This is a genomic window from Streptomyces sp. Z423-1 (assembly GCF_013009255.1).
GTDB classification, from domain to species: Bacteria; Actinomycetota; Actinomycetes; order Streptomycetales; family Streptomycetaceae; genus Streptomyces; species Streptomyces gossypiisoli.
Map to the genome: position 1 here is coordinate 3,169,311 of NZ_CP053109.1, position 15,919 is coordinate 3,185,229.

Genomic DNA, 15,919 nt, shown 5'->3' on the forward strand with positions numbered 1-15,919 from the left:
GCGGGACGAACTGCACGCGCGGTGCAAGGCGCGCACGGGCCCGGACGGATGGATTCGACACGCGTGACGGAGCAGCCGACCTCTTTCGAGCGCCCCCAGGCGGGCACCGACCCCGCGGATACCCGCGGGGCGCTCCTGCGTACCCCGGCGGCTCCGCTGACGCCCGGCGCCGCCGCCTTACCCGCGCAGGCCCGCAGCACCGGAGAGACGCCCCCGGGCCCGTCCGTGACACCCAGCGACGGCACCGGACCCGAGCACTCCCAGCCGACCGCCGACGAGCCCATGGGAACACCTCCCGCGCGAGCGAAGCCGAGCGTGGGGGACCACCGCCCGCGCCCCGCGCCGGAGGCCATCCCGGCGCAGCCCGGCACCGACCCGGAGCGTTCCGGCCCCGGCGGCCAGGAGCGCCGTACCGGCCAGGTCACCCCGCCGGGTCGGCCCACGCCGATGCGACGGGACGGCGACCGGCTGCGCTTCGTCGGCGCGGCCACCCGGCGGATCGCCCGCGGCATCGACCTCGACGAGATCGTGATGGGGCTGTGCCGGGCGACCGTGCCGACCTTCTCCGACGCGATCCTCGTGTATCTGCGCGACCCGCTGCCGGTCGGCGACGAGCGGCCCACGGGGCCGGTCGTGCTGCGGCTGCGCCGGACCGACCGGATCCCGGAGGAGCGGGACACCGAGGGCGGATTCATGCCGGTGGCCCAGCCGGAGCCGTCGGAGCTGTCGACGCTGACCGCCGAACTGTGCGAGGTCCGGCCCGGTGGCGCGCTCGCCGAGGTGCTGCGCGGGGTACGTCCCGTGTTCGCCGACGCGCCCGCCGCCCGCGCCGCGCTGCCCGAACTGCTCGGCGAGGACGGCGAGGCGGTGATCCCCGCCGGCCAGCGGGCCATCCTCGCCCCGCTGCGCGGCCGCCGCCGGGTCATCGGCGCCGCGGTCTTCCTGCGCCGCCCGGAGCGGATGGCGTTCGAGGCCGACGACCTGCTCATCGCCGCCCAGCTCGCCACGCACAGCGCGCTCGGCATCGACAAGGCGGTGCTGTACGGCCGGGAGGCGTACATCGCCGACGAGTTGCAGCGCACCATGCTCCCCGAGACCCTGCCGCAGCCGACGGGCGTCCGGCTGGCCTCCCGCTACCTGCCGGCCGCCGAGACCGCGCGGGTCGGCGGCGACTGGTACGACGCCATCCCGCTGCCCGGCAGCCGGGTCGCGCTCGTCGTCGGTGACGTCATGGGGCACTCCATGACGTCCGCCGCGATCATGGGTCAGCTGCGGACGACGGCGCAGACGCTCGCCGGGCTCGATCTGCCGCCGCAGGAGGTGCTGCACCACCTCGACGAACAGGCGCAGCGGCTCGGCACCGACCGCATGGCGACCTGCCTGTACGCCGTGTACGACCCGGTGTCGCACCGGATCACCATCGCCAACGCCGGCCACCCGCCGCCGGTGCTGCTGCACCTGGGCGGGCGGGCCGAGGTGCTGCGGGTTCCGGCGGGCGCGCCGATCGGGGTCGGCGGCGTCGACTTCGAGGCCGTGGAGCTGGACGCGCCGGCCGGGGCGACGCTGCTGCTGTACACGGACGGGCTGGTCGAGTCCCGGCTGCGGGACGTGTGGACCGGCATAGAGCAACTGCGCGAGAAGCTCGCCGCGACCGCGCAGCTCACGGGGCCGGATCATCCGCCGCCGCTCGAAGCGCTGTGCGACGAGGTGCTGGACATGCTCGGGCCGGGCGACCGGGACGACGACATCGCGCTGCTCGCGGCCCGGTTCCACGGGATCGCGCCGAGTGATGTGGCGTACTGGTCCCTGGAGCCGGAGGAGATGGCGCCGGGCAAGGCCCGTCGGCTGGCGCGGCGGGCGCTGGTCCGGTGGGGGCTGGAGGAGCTGACCGACTCCGTGGAGTTGCTGGTCAGTGAGGTGGTGACCAACGCGGTGCGGTATGCGTCGCGGCCGGTGACGCTGCGGTTGCTGCGGACCGATGTGCTGCGGTGCGAGGTGGGCGACGATGTGCCGCAGCTGCCTCGGCTGCGGCAGGCCCGGGCGACCGATGAGGGTGGGCGTGGGCTGTATCTGGTGAACCGGATGGCTCGGCGGTGGGGGGCTACTCGGCTCAGCACCGGGAAGGTTGTGTGGTTCGAGCTGAACAGTGGGTAAGGTTTCGCCCCCGAAGGCGTTGAGGGCGCCCGGCGTTGTGTGCCGGGCGCCCTCTCTCATTGCTCGTCGTTCGGGAAGAGCCGGTTCTCCGGTGTGGTCTCGTCCGTCGGTTGGTCCGTGGTCGGGGTCTCCGTCGGCTGCTGAGAAGTCGTCGGCGTCTGCGTCGGCTCCTGAGTCGTCGTCGGCGTCTCCGTCGGCTCCTGAGTCGTCGGGGTCTCCGTCGGCTCCTCGGTGGTCGGGGTCTCCGTCGGCTCCTCGGTCGTCGGGGTCTCCGTCGGGGTCGGAGTCCGCGACGGCTTCACCGCCGCGCCCTGCGTGGTCTCCAGGTCGAACTTGGTGACTTCGTCCATCACGCCGAAGGTGTACGCCGCCCAGATCTTCGCCGGGAAACCACCGCCGTTGACGCGGCCCTTGCCCGGGAGGGTGCCGGTGGCGCCGGCCATGTTCACCTGGCCGCCGGTCTTGGCGTCCTCGCCGAACAGGCCGACCGACGTCACCAGGTTCGGGGTGTAGCCGGTGAACCAGGCGGACCTGCCGAAGTCGGAGGTACCGGTCTTGCCGGCCACCTGCTGCCCGTCACGCGCCGGGTTGTCGCGCACCGCCACGCGGGCCGTACCGTCGTCGACCACGCCGGTGAGCACCGAGGTGACCGTGTCGGCGGCCTCGCGGCTGATGACCTGTTCGCCGATGGGATTGGGCAGGTCCACCACGGCGTCCTTGTGCTCGGCCGAGGCCAGGATCGCCGGCGTGACCTTCTTGCCGTGGTTGTCGAGGGTGGCGTAGATCCCCGCCATCTCCAGCGGGCTCGCGCCCATGGAGCCGAGCGTCTGGGCCGGCACCGCCTGCATTCCGTCGGTGTCCATGCCGAGCTCGCCGGCGACCTCCATCACCTTCTCCATGCCGACGTCGACGCCCATCTGCGCGAAGACGGAGTTGATGGACTTGTTCATCGCGGTCTGCACGGTGACGTCGCCGTAGTCGACATCGTCCTCGTTCGGCGGGGCGAAGCCGACCTTCTTGCCGTTGTCCATGACCTGGTGCCTGCTGTCACCGTCGTAGATCGTGTTCGCGGTGATCGGCTCGCCGTCCTGGGTCTCGGCGTCCTCCTCGACGGCGGCGGCCAGGATCACCGGCTTGAAGGTGGAGGCCGGCTGGTAGTCGCGGCGGGTGGCGTTGTTCCGGTAGTGCTTGACGTAGTCCACGCCGCCGTACATCGCGACGACCTTGCCGGTCTTCGGGTCGACGGACACGGCGCCGGGCTGGATGTTCCCGTCGACCTTCCGCTTCTTGGGGTCGAGCTTGCTGGTGAGCTGCTCCTTGGCGGCCTGCTCCAGCTCGTTCTGCTTCTTCTTGTCGATGTTCAGCGTCATGGTCCAGCCGCCGCGCTTGACCACGGCGAGGGCGTCTTCCATGTTCTGCGCCGACCCGCCGGCCACCAGTTGCCGGGCCAGCTCCGCGTTGGCCGCGTCGACCAGATAGCCGACCTGGCCCTCCAGTCCGGGCGTGCCCTGCGGCTCCTTCGGCACCGGGAACTCCATGCCCTGGCGCTCGGAGGCGTTCAGCCAGCCCTCCTCGACCATGTTGTCCAGGACGTAGTTCCAGCGGTTCTTCACCAGTTCCTTGCTGGTCGGCGAGGCGACCGCCCAGTCGTACTGGCTCGGCGCCTGGAGCAGCGCGGCGAGGTACGCGCCCTGCTCGACGGTGAGTTGGTCGGCGTCGACGCGGTAGTAGGCCTGCGCGGCGGCCTGGATGCCGTAGGCGCCCCGGCCGTAGTAGCTGGTGTTGATGTAGCCCGCGAGTATGTCGTCCTTGGACATCTGGCGGTCCACCTTCAGCGAGATCACCAGCTCCTTCAGCTTGCGGGTGACCGTCTGTTCCTGGCTGAGGTAGTAGTTCTTGACGTACTGCTGGGTGATCGTCGAACCGCCCTGCGCGCCCTTCCCGCTGAGCGTGTTGAACAGACCGCGCGCCGTGCCCTTCAGGTCGACGCCGTTGTCCTGGTAGAACGTCTTGTTCTCGGCCGCCACGAAGGTCCGCTGGACGTCCTTGGGCACCTTGGCCAGGTTGACGACCTCGCGGTTGACCTCGCCCTCGCGCGCCAGGACCGTACCGTCGCTGTACTTGTAGACGTTGCTCTGCTGCTTAGCCGCCGCGTTGCCCTCGGGGACCGGCACGAGCAGGTACAGCAGGATGAAGCCGCCGATGCCGAGCAGGCACAGGCCGAGGAACGTGCCGAGGATCTTCTTCCAGGTGAACAGCCTGCGTATGCCGGTCTTCCCGGACTTGCCGGGCTTGGCCCCGCGGCGGCCGGGACCGGTCGGGCCCGCCGGGCTCACTGCGCTCGGCGCGCTCGGTGCGCTCGACGAACGGCGGCGCTTCGGCGCCGCGCGGTGGCCACCGCGCTGTCGCGCTCGTCTGTCTTCCGCTCGTCCCATGAGTCCGCTCGCTCCGCTCCGCTCTCGGCTGTCACATCGGTGTCATGGCTCAGGTCAGCTCAGAAAGCTAACACCGCTCTCTGTGACAAAGTCCGACTCATTCGGTCTTTTGTGGGCGTGAGAATCAGCACGCTTCCCCATGGAACCGACGCCCGAGAGGGGGTTGGGGTTGTCGTGAGAGGGTAAAGTGCTATCACTTAGATAGAACTGAGCTAGAAACGGGGGACCTCATATGTCCACTATGTCCACGCACGACTCGCCGGCCGTCGCCGACGTCCCGCAGATGCCCGCCCCACGCGTCCGTGAGTTCCCGGCGCACAGCATCGGCGGCGGACTCGCCCTGCTCCTGGGCCTGATCGGGCTGCTGGGCGGCATCGCCATGGTGGTCGCCGCCACGACCGTCTCCGCGGCCGGCGCCAAGGCCGCGCTGATCGTCCTCGGCGTCCTGATCGCCATCAGCGCGTTCGTCGCGATGTGCGGGCTGAACATGGTGGCGCCGGGCGAGGCCCGGGTCGTCCAGCTCTTCGGGCGCTACCGGGGCACGATCCGGCAGGACGGCCTGCGCTGGGTGAACCCGCTCACCTCCCGCACCAAGATCTCCACCCGCGTCCGCAACCACGAGACCGCGGTACTGAAGGTCAACGACGCCTACGGCAACCCGATCGAGCTCGCCGCGGTCGTGGTGTGGAAGGTCGAGGACACCGCGCAGGCCACGTTCGAGGTCGACGACTACATCGAGTTCGTCTCCACCCAGACCGAGGCGGCCGTACGGCACATCGCCATCGAGTACCCGTACGACGCCCACGAGGAGGACGGCCTCTCGCTGCGCGAGAACGCCGAGGAAATCACCGAGAAGCTCGCCGTCGAACTGCACGCGCGCGTGGAGGCTGCCGGCGTGCAGATCATCGAGTCCCGCTTCACGCACCTCGCCTACGCGCCCGAGATCGCCTCGGCGATGCTCCAGCGGCAGCAGGCCGGGGCGGTCGTCGCGGCCCGGCGGCAGATCGTGGACGGCGCGGTCGGCATGGTCGAGATGGCGCTGGGCCGGCTGACCGAGCGGGACATCGTGGAGCTGGACCCCGAGCGGAAGGCGGCGATGGTGTCCAACCTGATGGTGGTGCTGTGCGGTGACCGGGCCACGCAGCCGGTCGTCAACACCGGGTCTCTCTACCAGTGACGGAACCGTCCGAGGCTTCCTCGAAGCGGCGGCCGCCGCAGCAGCGCAAGCAGGTGCTGCTGCGGCTGGACCCGTCGGTGTACGAGTCGCTCGCCCGCTGGGCGTCGGACGAGCTGCGGTCGGCCAACGCGCAGATCGAGTTCCTGCTCCGCAAGGCCCTCAAGGACGCGGGCCGACTGCCGGGGGACGCCGGTCCCCTGCCCCGCCGGGGCCGGCCACCAAGGGACTCCGAGCCGCAGTAGCAGACCGGCTTCCCGGAGGCCCCGACCGCAGTAGCAGAACCGTGACAATCGACCCCCACCAGTGGCGACGTACCGCATGCCATGAGCTGCACACTGCGCGTATACACGCGACGTATACGCGGTGTGTAGAGTGCTCCGCATGTCCATCGGTCACACCCTTCTCGGGCTCCTGGAGTCCGGCCCCCGCCACGGCTACGACCTGAAGCGGGCCTTCGACGAGAAGTTCGGTCAGGACCGGCCGCTGCACTACGGTCAGGTCTATTCGACGATGTCCCGCCTGCTGAAGAACGGCCTCGTCGAGGTCGACGGCATCGAGCCGGGCGGCGGGCCGGAGCGCAAGCGGTACGCGATCACCGACGCCGGGATCACCGACGTGGAGCGGTGGCTCGCGACGCCGGAGAAGCCCGAGCCGTACCTCCAGTCGACCCTGTACACCAAGGTCGTCCTCGCCCTGCTCACCCGGCGCAACGCCGCCGACATCCTCGACACCCAGCGCTCGGAGCATCTGCGGATGATGCGGATCCTCACCGACCGCAAACGCAAGGGCGATCTCGCGGATCAGCTGATCTGCGACCACGCGCTGTTCCATCTGGAGGCCGATCTGCGCTGGCTGGAACTGACCGCCGCGCGGCTCGACAAGCTGGCGGAGGTGGTGGCGAAGTGACTCCCTCCGGTTCCCTGCTCGTGGCCGAGGGCCTGCGCAAGACGTACGGCCCCACGACCGCCCTGGACGGCGCCGACTTCTCCATCCACCCCGGCGAGGTCGTCGCCGTGATGGGCCCCTCCGGCTCCGGCAAGTCCACGCTGCTGCACTGCCTCGCCGGGATCGTCCCGCCCGACGAGGGCTCGATCCGCTACGACGGCCGGGAGATGGCCACGATGAACGACGCCCAGCGCAGCGCGCTGCGGCGCTCGGAGTTCGGGTTCGTCTTCCAGTTCGGCCAGCTGGTGCCCGAACTCACCTGCGTCGAGAACGTGGCCCTCCCGCTGCGCCTGAACGGCACGTCCCGCAAGGCCGCCGAGCGCACCGCCCTGTCCTGGATGGAGCGCCTGGAGGTCGACGGCATAGGCAAGAAGCGGCCCGGTGAGGTCTCCGGTGGTCAGGGCCAGCGTGTCGCCGTGGCCCGCGCCCTGGTCACCAGCCCGCGTGTGCTGTTCGCCGACGAGCCGACCGGCGCGCTGGACTCCCTCAACGGCGAGCGCGTGATGGAGCTGCTGACGGACGCGGCCCGCTCCACCAACGCGGCCGTCGTCCTGGTCACGCACGAGGCACGGGTCGCCGCCTACTCCGACCGCGAGATCGTCGTACGGGACGGCAGGTCCCGGGACATGGAGCGCGTCGTATGAGGGCCCGTCAGTGGTGCCGGGACCTGGCCATGGGCGCCGGGTTCGCGTTCACCGGCCGGGGCGGCTGGGTGCGTGCGGTGCTCACGGCGGTCGGCGTCGGGCTCGGCGTGGCGCTGCTGCTGCTCACCACCGCGCTGCCGAACGCGCTGGACGCCCGGCACGAGCGCGAACAGGCCCGCACCGACTTCACGTTCAGCGGCACCGAGCCGCGGAAGACGGACGCCACCCTGCTCGTCGCCAACGTCGGCACCACCTTCCGCGACAAGGACATCCGCGGCCGCGAACTGGAGCCGGAGGGCCCGAAGGCGCCCCTGCCGCCGGGCCTCGACAGGCTGCCCGCGCCGGGCGAGATGTTCGTCTCCCCGAAGCTGAAGGCGCTCCTTGAGTCGCCCGACGGGAAACTGCTCCGCGAACGGCTGTCCGACCGGATCGTCGGCACCATCGCCGAACCCGGTCTGGTCGGCTCCGCCGAACTCGCCTTCTACCGGGGCGGTGACAGCCTCGCGTCGAAGCTCGACGACAGCCGGATCGTCCGCATCGAACGGTTCGGGGAGCCGATCCAGGGCACCTCCGACCCCTGGGACCCGGTCCTGATCCTCCTCGTCCTGGTCGTCTTCGTGGTCCTGCTGATGCCGGTGGGCGTCTTCGTCGCGGCGGCCGTACGGTTCGGCGGCGAGGGACGCGACCGGCGGCTCGCGGCGCTGCGGCTGGTGGGCTCCGACAGCGGGATGACCCGCCGGGTCGCGGCGGGCGAGGCGCTCGCCGGGGCCGTGCTGGGCCTGGTCTTCGGCACCGGCTTCTTCCTGATCGGGCGCCAGATCGCGGGGCAGCTGGAGGTGTTCGGGGTCAGCGTCTTCCCGAGCTACCTCAACCCCTCCCCCGCCCTCGCCGTGCTGGTCGCGGTCACGGTCCCCGCGGCCGCCGTCCTGGTCACCCTCTTCGCGCTGCGCGGTGTGGTCATCGAGCCGCTCGGCGTGGTCCGCACGGCCAAGCCGCGCCGCCGCAGGCTGTGGTGGCGGCTGCTGCTGCCGATCGGCGGCCTGGCGATGCTCGCCCCGATGATCGGCCAGGGCAGCGACGGCGGGGACTTCAACCAGTACCTGGTCATCGGCGGTGTGATGCTGCTGCTGATCGGCGTCACCGCGCTGCTGCCGTGGATCGTCGAGACAGCCGTCGCCCGGCTCGGCAGCGGTCCGGTCGCCTGGCAACTTGCGGTCCGTCGCCTTCAGTTGAGCAGCGGCACGGCGGCCCGCACGGTCAACGGCATCGCCGTGGCGGTGGCCGGCGCGATAGCGCTGCAGATGCTGTTCGCCGGTGTGGAGGACGACTTCACCCAGGAGACCCCGTACGACGAGACCCGCGCGCAGATGCAGGTGTCCGTACCGGAGGGCATGCCGCTGGCGCGGGCCGCGGCGGACTTCCGGCGGACCGAAGGGGTGCGCAAGGTGTACGCGTACTCGGAGGGCTATGTCGGCGAGAAGCCCACCGACCCCGACTTCAGCACCCAGGTGACGGTCGGCGACTGCGCCGCCCTGCGGGAGGTGGCGAAGCTGCCGTCGTGCCGCGACGGCGACGTGTTCGCCGTATCGGGTGCGGAGTACGACACCGGCATCTCCGACATGGCGAAGCCCGGCCGGACGCTCTACTTCGATCCCGGCTTCGAGGGCGGACACGAGAGCACGGGGACCCCCTGGACGCTGCCGGCCGTCAAGCGGGCGGAGGCGGCCGTGGACATGACCGGCACCGAGCGCGGCGGCCTCCTCGTCACCCCGAAGGCGCTGCCCGCCCCGGCCGCGAAGAGCCTCGGCGGCCAGGTCTATCTCCGGCTCGACGAGTCCGTACCGGACGTCTACGACCTGGCCCGCAACACGGCGGCGGCGATCAGCCCGCTCTCCGAGCCCATGCTGTGGGCGTCCAGCCAGCGCTCCGAGCGCTACGACTCCATCCGCACCGGCCTGTTCGTCGGCGCCACCTGTGTGCTGGCCCTGATCGGCGCGAGTCTGCTCGTCTCCCAGCTGGAACAGCTGCGCGAACGCAGGAAGCTGCTGTCGGCCCTGGTGGCCTTCGGCACCCGGCGCCGCACCCTGGGCCTGTCGGTGCTGTGGCAGACGGCGATCCCGATCGTGCTCGGCCTGGCCCTCGCCTCGGTGGTGGGCCTGACCCTGGGCGCGGTGCTGCTGAAGATGACGGCCACCGGGGTGAGCGTCGACTGGGCGAGCCTGCTGGCGATGATCGGCATCGGCGCGGGCGTCGTACTCCTCGTCACGCTGCTCAGCCTGCCGCCCCTGCTGCGACTGATGCGCCCGGAGGGCCTGCGCACCGAGTGAGCTACTCGCCCCCGTCCAGCACCCGCACGGGAAGCGGCCGCAGTGCCTCGCGCAGTGCGGCCGCCAGCTCCTCGTACTCCGCCCCGCGTGCCGCGCCCGTCCGCATCGCCAGCGCGATACGTCGGGTCGGCGCGGGATCGGAGAAGTACCCGGTGAGCAGCTGATTGCTGCGGCTCGTCTCCACCTTGACGGCGGTACGCGGCAACAGCGTGCACCCCAGCCCACCGGCGACGAGCTGGACGAGCGTGGACAGCCCGGCGGCCGTGGTGGTCACCGGCGCGTCCTCGCGGCCCGCCTCCCGGCAGATGTCCAGGGCCTGGTCGCGCAGGCAGTGCCCTTCGTCCAGGAGCAGCAGGTTGAGCTCCTTGAGCGCCTCGCGCGGAATGCCCTCGCGCCCGCCGAGCCAGTGGTCGAGGGGCGTGACGAGCACGAAGTCCTCGTCGAACAACGGCAGTTCACTCACGCCGGGGACGCCGAGGGGCACGGCGAGCAGCAGCAGGTCGAGCCGCCCGGAGGTGAGCCCGTCGAGGAGGTTGGCGGTCTGCTCCTCGTGCACCTGGAGGTCGAGGTGGGGGTAGCGGTCGTGGACGAGCCGCAGGACGGTCGGCAGCAGGTAGGGCGCGACGGTCGGGATGACGCCGAGCCGCAGCGCCCCGGTGAACGGCGCCCGCACGGCCTCGGCCTCCTCCATCAGGGCCCCCACCTCGCTCAGCACCGCCTTGGCCCGTACGGCGAGCCGCTCGCCGGCGGGCGAGAGGAGCACCTTGCGGGTCGTACGCTCGAGAAGCGTGACGCCGAGAACATCCTCCAGCGCGGAGACGGCACCGGAGAGGGCGGGCTGGCTCATGCCGATCGCGGCGGCGGCGTCGCGGAAGTGCAGATGCTCGGCGACGGCGGCGAAGGCCCGCAGCTGGGCAAGACTGGGCTGACGCCTCCTGCCGGCGTTACCAACGGTCACTGATAGCTACCTCCGATCAACTCGACCGAGTGTAGCTATTTCCCGAATCAATGCGCGTTGTGCCACGATCGGGGCTCGTCCAACCCATGGGAAACACCCGCCAAAAGCGGGTGTTTTTCGCTGCGCTGCAAGGAGAGCCAGTGCTCACTGTCGGTGACAAGTTCCCCGAGTTCGAACTGACTGCCTGCGTCTCGCTGGAGAAGGGCAAGGAGTTCGAGGAGATCAACCACAAGACCTACGAGGGCAAGTGGAAGGTGATCTTCGCCTGGCCCAAGGACTTCACCTTCGTGTGCCCGACCGAGATCGCCGCCTTCGGCAAGCTGAACGACGAGTTCGCCGACCGTGACGCGCAGGTTCTCGGCTTCTCCGGTGACTCCGAGTTCGTGCACCACGCCTGGCGCAAGGACCACGACGACCTGCGGGACCTGCCGTTCCCGATGATGGCCGACTCCAAGCACGAGCTGATGCGCGAGCTGGGCATCGAGGGCGAGGACGGCTTCGCCAAGCGTGCGGTCTTCATCGTCGACCAGAACAACGAGATCCAGTTCTCCATGGTGACCGCGGGTTCGGTCGGCCGTAACCCGAAGGAGGTCCTGCGAGTCCTGGACGCCCTGCAGACGGACGAGCTGTGCCCGTGCAACTGGAACAAGGGCGAGGACACGCTGGACCCGGTCGCCCTGCTGGCCGGGGAGTGATCCGGGGTGTCCCTCGACTCTCTCAAGTCCCGCATCCCGGACTACGCCAAGGACCTGAAGCTCAACCTGGGCTCGGTCATCGGCAACTCCGACCTCCCGGCACAGCAGCTGTGGGGCACGGTGCTGTCGACGGCGATAGCCTCCCGCTCCCCCATCGTGCTGCGTGAGCTGGAGCCGGAGGCGAAGGCGGCGCTGTCGCCGGAGGCGTACACGGCGGCGAAGTCCGCTGCGGCGATCATGGCGATGAACAACGTCTTCTACCGCACGCGGCACCTGCTGTCCGACCACGAGTACGGAACCCTGCGCGCGGGCCTGCGGATGAACGTCATCGGCAACCCCGGTGTGGACAAGGTCGACTTCGAGCTGTGGTCCTTCGCCGTCTCCGCCATCAACGGCTGCGGCATGTGCCTCGACTCCCACGAGCAGGTCCTGCGCAAGGCCGGCGTCGACCGCGAGACCATCCAGGAGTCCTTCAAGATCGCCTCCGTCGTCCAGGCGGTCGCGGTAACCCTGGACGCCGAGGCGGCCCTCGCCGAGTAGCCGCAGAGCGACTGACTGCACACGCAGACCCCGTCCACCGTTGGTGGGCGGGGTCTTGGCGTTTGAGGTCGGGGCTCGGATTCCTGGGGCGGCCGTCGCCGCTCAGGGGCTCGTGTCGGGTAGCTGGGTGGGCGCGCTGTCCGTCGCTGTGGCGCCTCGTGGGGGTGGGGAGTGGCGTAGGGCTCGTTCGTGGGAGTAGGCGCGCAGGTAGCCGACGACCGTGTTCGTGACCGCCACCAGCGGCACCGCCACCACCGCGCCGCCGATCCCCGCCACCAGGCCGCCCGCCGTCACCGACAGCACAACCCCCAGCGGATGCACCCGTACCGCCCGCCCCAGGATGAACGGTTGCAGGATGTGCCCCTCGATCTGCTGCACGGCGAGCACGACCACCAGCGTCATCACCGCCGTGAAGACGCCCTGCGTCACGAGCGCCACGACCACTGCCAGCGCACCCGAGATCACCGCGCCCACCAGCGGGATGAACGCCCCGAGGAAGATGAACACCGCCAGCGGCACAGCCATCGGCACATCCAGGAAGTAGATGCCGAGGCCGATGAAGATCGCGTCGATCAGAGCGACCACCACCGTGCCGCGCACATAGGCGGTGAGCGTCCGCCAGGCCCGGGGACCGGCCCCCGCCACCCCCGGCCGCGCCGCCGCCGGCACCAGCTTCAGCGTCCACTCCCAGATCCGGCGGCCGTCGTAGAGCAGGAAGAGCGTCGAGAAGAGCGCGAGCAGAATCCCGGTCAGCGTCTCGACGACGACCGTCACACCCTCCAGCCCCGCGGACGTGATCTGGTCGGTGTTCGCCCCGATCGCCTCCCGCAGGTTCTCGGCGATGTCGTTGATCTGTTTGTCCGTGACGTGGAAGGGACTGTCGAGCAGCCAGCGGCGCAGCTCGTCGATGCCGTCCTGCACCTGGTCGGAGAGGTTGTCGATGTTCTCCATGATCTGCCAGGTCACGAACCAGCCGATCAGGCCCATCACCACGAACCCGAGGATCGCGGTCATCGCCGTTGCCGGCCCCCGCGGCACGCCCATCCGCCGCAGCCGCGCCACCGTCGGCTGCAGCACCGCCGTCATGAGCAGCGACGCCACAAAGGCCAGCACGACCAGCTGCACGGCGCTGATGACACGCATCAGCACCCACAAGGTCCCCGCCAGCACCAGCAGCCGCCACCCGGCCTCCGCGGCGACCCGCATCCCCCACGGCACGGCCTGCGCCGGATCGGTACGGGCCACGACCGGAACGTCAGGCGCGTACTGCGGGGACTCCGCCTTCTGGGCCGACTCCTCGGGCTCCACCTCCGGCTCGGCATGCGCTCGCTCGGCCTCGGCGCGGCGCTGCTCCCACCGTTGCCCCATCTCGGTCAGCCGGGCACCGACCCGACCGAGCCACCCTGGCACTCGCGACATGATCCGTCCCTTTACCCCTGCTGTCCCCACCACTCCCCCCGGAGCCGTCCCGTCCGACCGTACATGGCGGGAACTCCACATGCCCGAAGCCCCTCACCGAAGGACGGCGAGGGGCTCGGAAAAGTTGAGTGGGAGGCTGCCCGACCGGGGGCTCAGTACCAGTGGTTGGCCTGCCAGAACGCCCAGGCGTCACAGGGACTGCCGTAGCGCTCGTTCATGTAGTTGAGGCCCCACTTGATCTGGGTGGCCGGGTTGGTCTGCCAGTCCGCGCCGACGGAGGACATCTTGGAGCCGGGCAGCGCCTGGAAGAGGCCGTAGGCACCGGAGGAGGGGTTGACCGCCCGGTAGTTCCAGTCGGACTCGTGATCCACGATGTTGCTGAAGCACTGGAACTGCCCGCTCGGCACCATCGCCGCCGCCATCGACTGGATCTCGGCGATGGTGTACGACCCCTGGGCGGGGAAGTCGGACGCGTCCCGGCTGGCGGAGCGGCTGGCCGCCTTCTCCGCCTCCTCGCGCTCCTTGGCTGCCTGGGCCGCCTTCTCGGCGGCCTCCTTCTTCGCGATCGCGGTCTCGGCGGCCGCCTTGCGCGCCGCCTCCTCGGCTTCCTTCTTGGCGCTGGCGTCCGCGGCGATGGCCTGTACGTCGGCCTGCTGCGTCAGGGACGCGGTCTGCACCTGGGCCTGCTGGCCCGCGGGTATGTCCGCGAGGAGCGTCAGGTCGGTTGCCGTCGCCTCGGCGTCATTGGTCTGCGCGGTGCTGCCCGAGGCAACGCCGACGACGCTTCCGACAGCGGTGACCGCGGTGGCCGAGGCCACTGCGAATCCCCGGACCGAAATCCGGCTCACACGGTTTCCTTCCAGCATCGCCCGCTTCGGTGACCCTGGCGGACGCAATCGTGCCCCTGGCACTGGCCTCCCCAACTGCGGGTCACGGAAGGCACGGGCCCGGTGGGCAACTCCCGGTTGAGGAGCGCCACATGGTGCTCGGGCGGCATACGACGACGCTGTGGAGTTAGCTGTGATGCCTCTGTTGTGCCGTACCGCTGGGGGTACAGGTGTGTCGCATGCGGGGCCTGACAGGATTGAGACTCTGCCGTAACCCGACACCGCGAGGCAATTCCGAGTTGCGTGTGAAAGCTCACATGCCGTTTGGTCCTGGCGATTTCGAGAAAGCGTGACACGCGAAGGCGCCGCCCGACTAGGCTCTGAGCCTTTGCCGAACGGCGCCAACTACCGCGTAACCGCCCCGAGATGGGACACGGGGCTCAGATCGCCCCGTCCTCCAGCATTTCGGTCACAAGCGCCGCGATCTGGGACCTCTCGGACCGCGTCAGGGTCACATGGGCGAAGAGCGGATGCCCCTTCAGCTTCTCCACGACGGCGACCACACCGTCGTACCGCCCCACCCGCAAATTGTCCCTTTGTGCCACATCGTGCGTCAGAACGACCCGTGAATTCGCGCCGATTCGGGACAGAACGGTCAGCAGGACGTTCCGTTCGAGCGACTGCGCCTCGTCCACGATCACGAACGCGTCGTGCAGCGAGCGGCCGCGGATGTGGGTGAGCGGGAGCACCTCCAGCATCCCGCGCGCGGTGACCTCCTCGATGACCTCGCGGCTGGTGACCGCGGACAGCGTGTCGAAGACCGCCTGCGCCCAGGGGCTCATCTTCTCGGCCTCGGTGCCGGGCAGATAGCCCAGTTCCTGCCCGCCCACCGCGTACAGCGGGCGGAAGACCATGATCTTCTCGTGCTGGCGGCGCTCCAGGACCGCCTCCAGGCCCGCGCACAGCGCCAGCGCCGACTTGCCGGTGCCGGCCCGGCCGCCCATCGACACGATCCCGATGTCCGCGTCGAGCAGCAGATCGAGCGCGATCCGCTGCTCCGCGCTGCGCCCCTTGATGCCGAACGCCTCCCGGTCGCCGCGCACCAGGCGGACGTTGCCCTCCGGTGTCACCCGTCCGAGCGCCTTGCCGCGCTCGGACTGGATGGTGAGGCCGGTGTGGACGGGCAGGTCGGCGACTTCGGGGACGTAGACGTGGCCTTCCTCGAAGAGGATGTCCACCTGCTCACCGGGCAGGGTCAGTTCGGACATTCCGGTCCAGCCGGAGGAGTCCGTGATGGCCAGTTCGGCGCGGTACTCCTCGGCGAGCAGGCCGACGGAGGACGCCTTGATCCGAAGCGGGAGGTCCTTCGAGACCACGGTGACGTCGAACCCCTCGGCCTGCAGGTTCCGCGCGACCGCGAGGATGCGGGAGTCGTTGTCCCCCAGGCGGTAGCCGGTCGGCAGCACACTGGGGTCCGAGTGGTTGAGCTCGACACGGAGCGTTCCGCCGAGGTCCCCGATCGGGATGGGGGCGTCCAGACGGCCGTACCGCACGCGGTAGTCGTCGAGCAGGCGCAGGGCCTGCCGGGCGAAGTAGCCGAGTTCGGGATGGTGCCGCTTGGCCTCGAGCTCCGTGACCACCACGACCGGGAGCACGACCTCGTGCTCGTCGAAGCGGTTCAAAGCGTTCGGGTCGGCCAGCAGGACGCTGGTGTCGAGAACATAGGTGCGCCGGTCGGGCTTGTGGCGCTTTGTGCTGGTCACCACGGAAGGACGTACCCCCTCGGATGAGGTCGGGG

At 70.2% G+C, this 15,919-nt stretch carries 13 protein-coding genes; 8 read left to right on the forward strand and 5 right to left on the reverse strand.

The features are described from left to right. Nucleotides 1-48 precede the first annotated feature (48 nt). On the forward strand, nucleotides 49-2,154 hold the full coding sequence (locus HJD23_RS14165; RefSeq protein WP_171110026.1) for an ATP-binding SpoIIE family protein phosphatase: 2,106 nt from the start codon (nucleotides 49-51) through the stop codon (nucleotides 2,152-2,154). A 56-nt stretch (nucleotides 2,155-2,210) separates the two neighbouring features. On the opposite strand, the gene HJD23_RS14170 is transcribed toward HJD23_RS14165, so the two are convergent. Next, complete coding sequence (locus HJD23_RS14170; protein WP_171110025.1) at nucleotides 2,211-4,589, reverse strand: transglycosylase domain-containing protein; 2,379 nt, start codon at nucleotides 4,587-4,589, stop codon at nucleotides 2,211-2,213. Nucleotides 4,590-4,830: 241 nt separating this feature from the next. On the opposite strand from HJD23_RS14170, the gene HJD23_RS14175 reads away from it, so the two are divergent. From HJD23_RS14175 to HJD23_RS14195, 5 genes are all read left to right on the forward strand, one after another. Then, the gene (locus tag HJD23_RS14175; protein ID WP_171110024.1) at nucleotides 4,831-5,766 is read left to right on the forward strand and encodes an SPFH domain-containing protein; all 936 of its coding nucleotides are present in this window, start codon (nucleotides 4,831-4,833) and stop codon (nucleotides 5,764-5,766) included. Beyond that, nucleotides 5,763-6,008, forward strand: a complete 246-nt coding sequence (locus HJD23_RS14180; RefSeq protein WP_171110023.1) for a hypothetical protein — start codon at nucleotides 5,763-5,765, stop codon at nucleotides 6,006-6,008. Before HJD23_RS14175 ends, HJD23_RS14180 begins: the two co-directional genes overlap by 4 nt. A gap of 139 nt (nucleotides 6,009-6,147) precedes the next feature. After that, the gene (locus HJD23_RS14185; RefSeq protein ID WP_171110022.1) at nucleotides 6,148-6,672 is read left to right on the forward strand and encodes a PadR family transcriptional regulator; all 525 of its coding nucleotides are present in this window, start codon (nucleotides 6,148-6,150) and stop codon (nucleotides 6,670-6,672) included. Next, nucleotides 6,669-7,355 (forward strand): ABC transporter ATP-binding protein, encoded by a 687-nt coding sequence (locus HJD23_RS14190; protein ID WP_171110021.1) that lies wholly within the window; start codon nucleotides 6,669-6,671, stop codon nucleotides 7,353-7,355. Before HJD23_RS14185 ends, HJD23_RS14190 begins: the two co-directional genes overlap by 4 nt. Next, nucleotides 7,352-9,682, forward strand: coding sequence for an ABC transporter permease (locus HJD23_RS14195; RefSeq protein ID WP_171110020.1), 2,331 nt, complete (start codon nucleotides 7,352-7,354; stop codon nucleotides 9,680-9,682). The genes HJD23_RS14190 and HJD23_RS14195 overlap by 4 nt, the downstream gene beginning before the upstream one ends. 1 nt (nucleotide 9,683) lies before the next feature. Here the strand turns inward: HJD23_RS14195 and HJD23_RS14200 are convergent, their stop codons facing one another. Next, on the reverse strand, nucleotides 9,684-10,640 hold the full coding sequence (locus HJD23_RS14200) for a LysR substrate-binding domain-containing protein (RefSeq protein ID WP_171110019.1): 957 nt from the start codon (nucleotides 10,638-10,640) through the stop codon (nucleotides 9,684-9,686). Between the two features lie 140 nt (nucleotides 10,641-10,780). On the opposite strand from HJD23_RS14200, the gene HJD23_RS14205 reads away from it, so the two are divergent. Together HJD23_RS14205 and HJD23_RS14210 are read left to right on the forward strand one after the other, a co-directional pair. Then, complete coding sequence (locus tag HJD23_RS14205) at nucleotides 10,781-11,335, forward strand: peroxiredoxin (RefSeq protein WP_171110018.1); 555 nt, start codon at nucleotides 10,781-10,783, stop codon at nucleotides 11,333-11,335. A gap of 6 nt (nucleotides 11,336-11,341) precedes the next feature. After that, nucleotides 11,342-11,875 carry an alkyl hydroperoxide reductase gene (locus tag HJD23_RS14210; protein WP_171110017.1) on the forward strand — a complete coding sequence of 178 codons (534 nt, stop codon included), beginning with the start codon at nucleotides 11,342-11,344 and terminating at the stop codon, nucleotides 11,873-11,875. A 102-nt stretch (nucleotides 11,876-11,977) separates the two neighbouring features. Here HJD23_RS14210 and HJD23_RS14215 read toward each other — a convergent pair whose 3' ends face one another. The 3 genes from HJD23_RS14215 to HJD23_RS14225 form a co-directional block, all read right to left on the reverse strand. Beyond that, nucleotides 11,978-13,294 carry an AI-2E family transporter gene (locus HJD23_RS14215; RefSeq protein ID WP_171110016.1) on the reverse strand — a complete coding sequence of 439 codons (1,317 nt, stop codon included), beginning with the start codon at nucleotides 13,292-13,294 and terminating at the stop codon, nucleotides 11,978-11,980. 152 nt (nucleotides 13,295-13,446) lie between these two features. Beyond that, the gene (locus HJD23_RS14220) at nucleotides 13,447-14,160 is read right to left on the reverse strand and encodes a transglycosylase SLT domain-containing protein (protein WP_171110015.1); all 714 of its coding nucleotides are present in this window, start codon (nucleotides 14,158-14,160) and stop codon (nucleotides 13,447-13,449) included. A 401-nt stretch (nucleotides 14,161-14,561) separates the two neighbouring features. Next, nucleotides 14,562-15,887, reverse strand: a complete 1,326-nt coding sequence (locus tag HJD23_RS14225) for a PhoH family protein (RefSeq protein WP_171110014.1) — start codon at nucleotides 15,885-15,887, stop codon at nucleotides 14,562-14,564. Nucleotides 15,888-15,919: the final 32 nt, after the last annotated feature.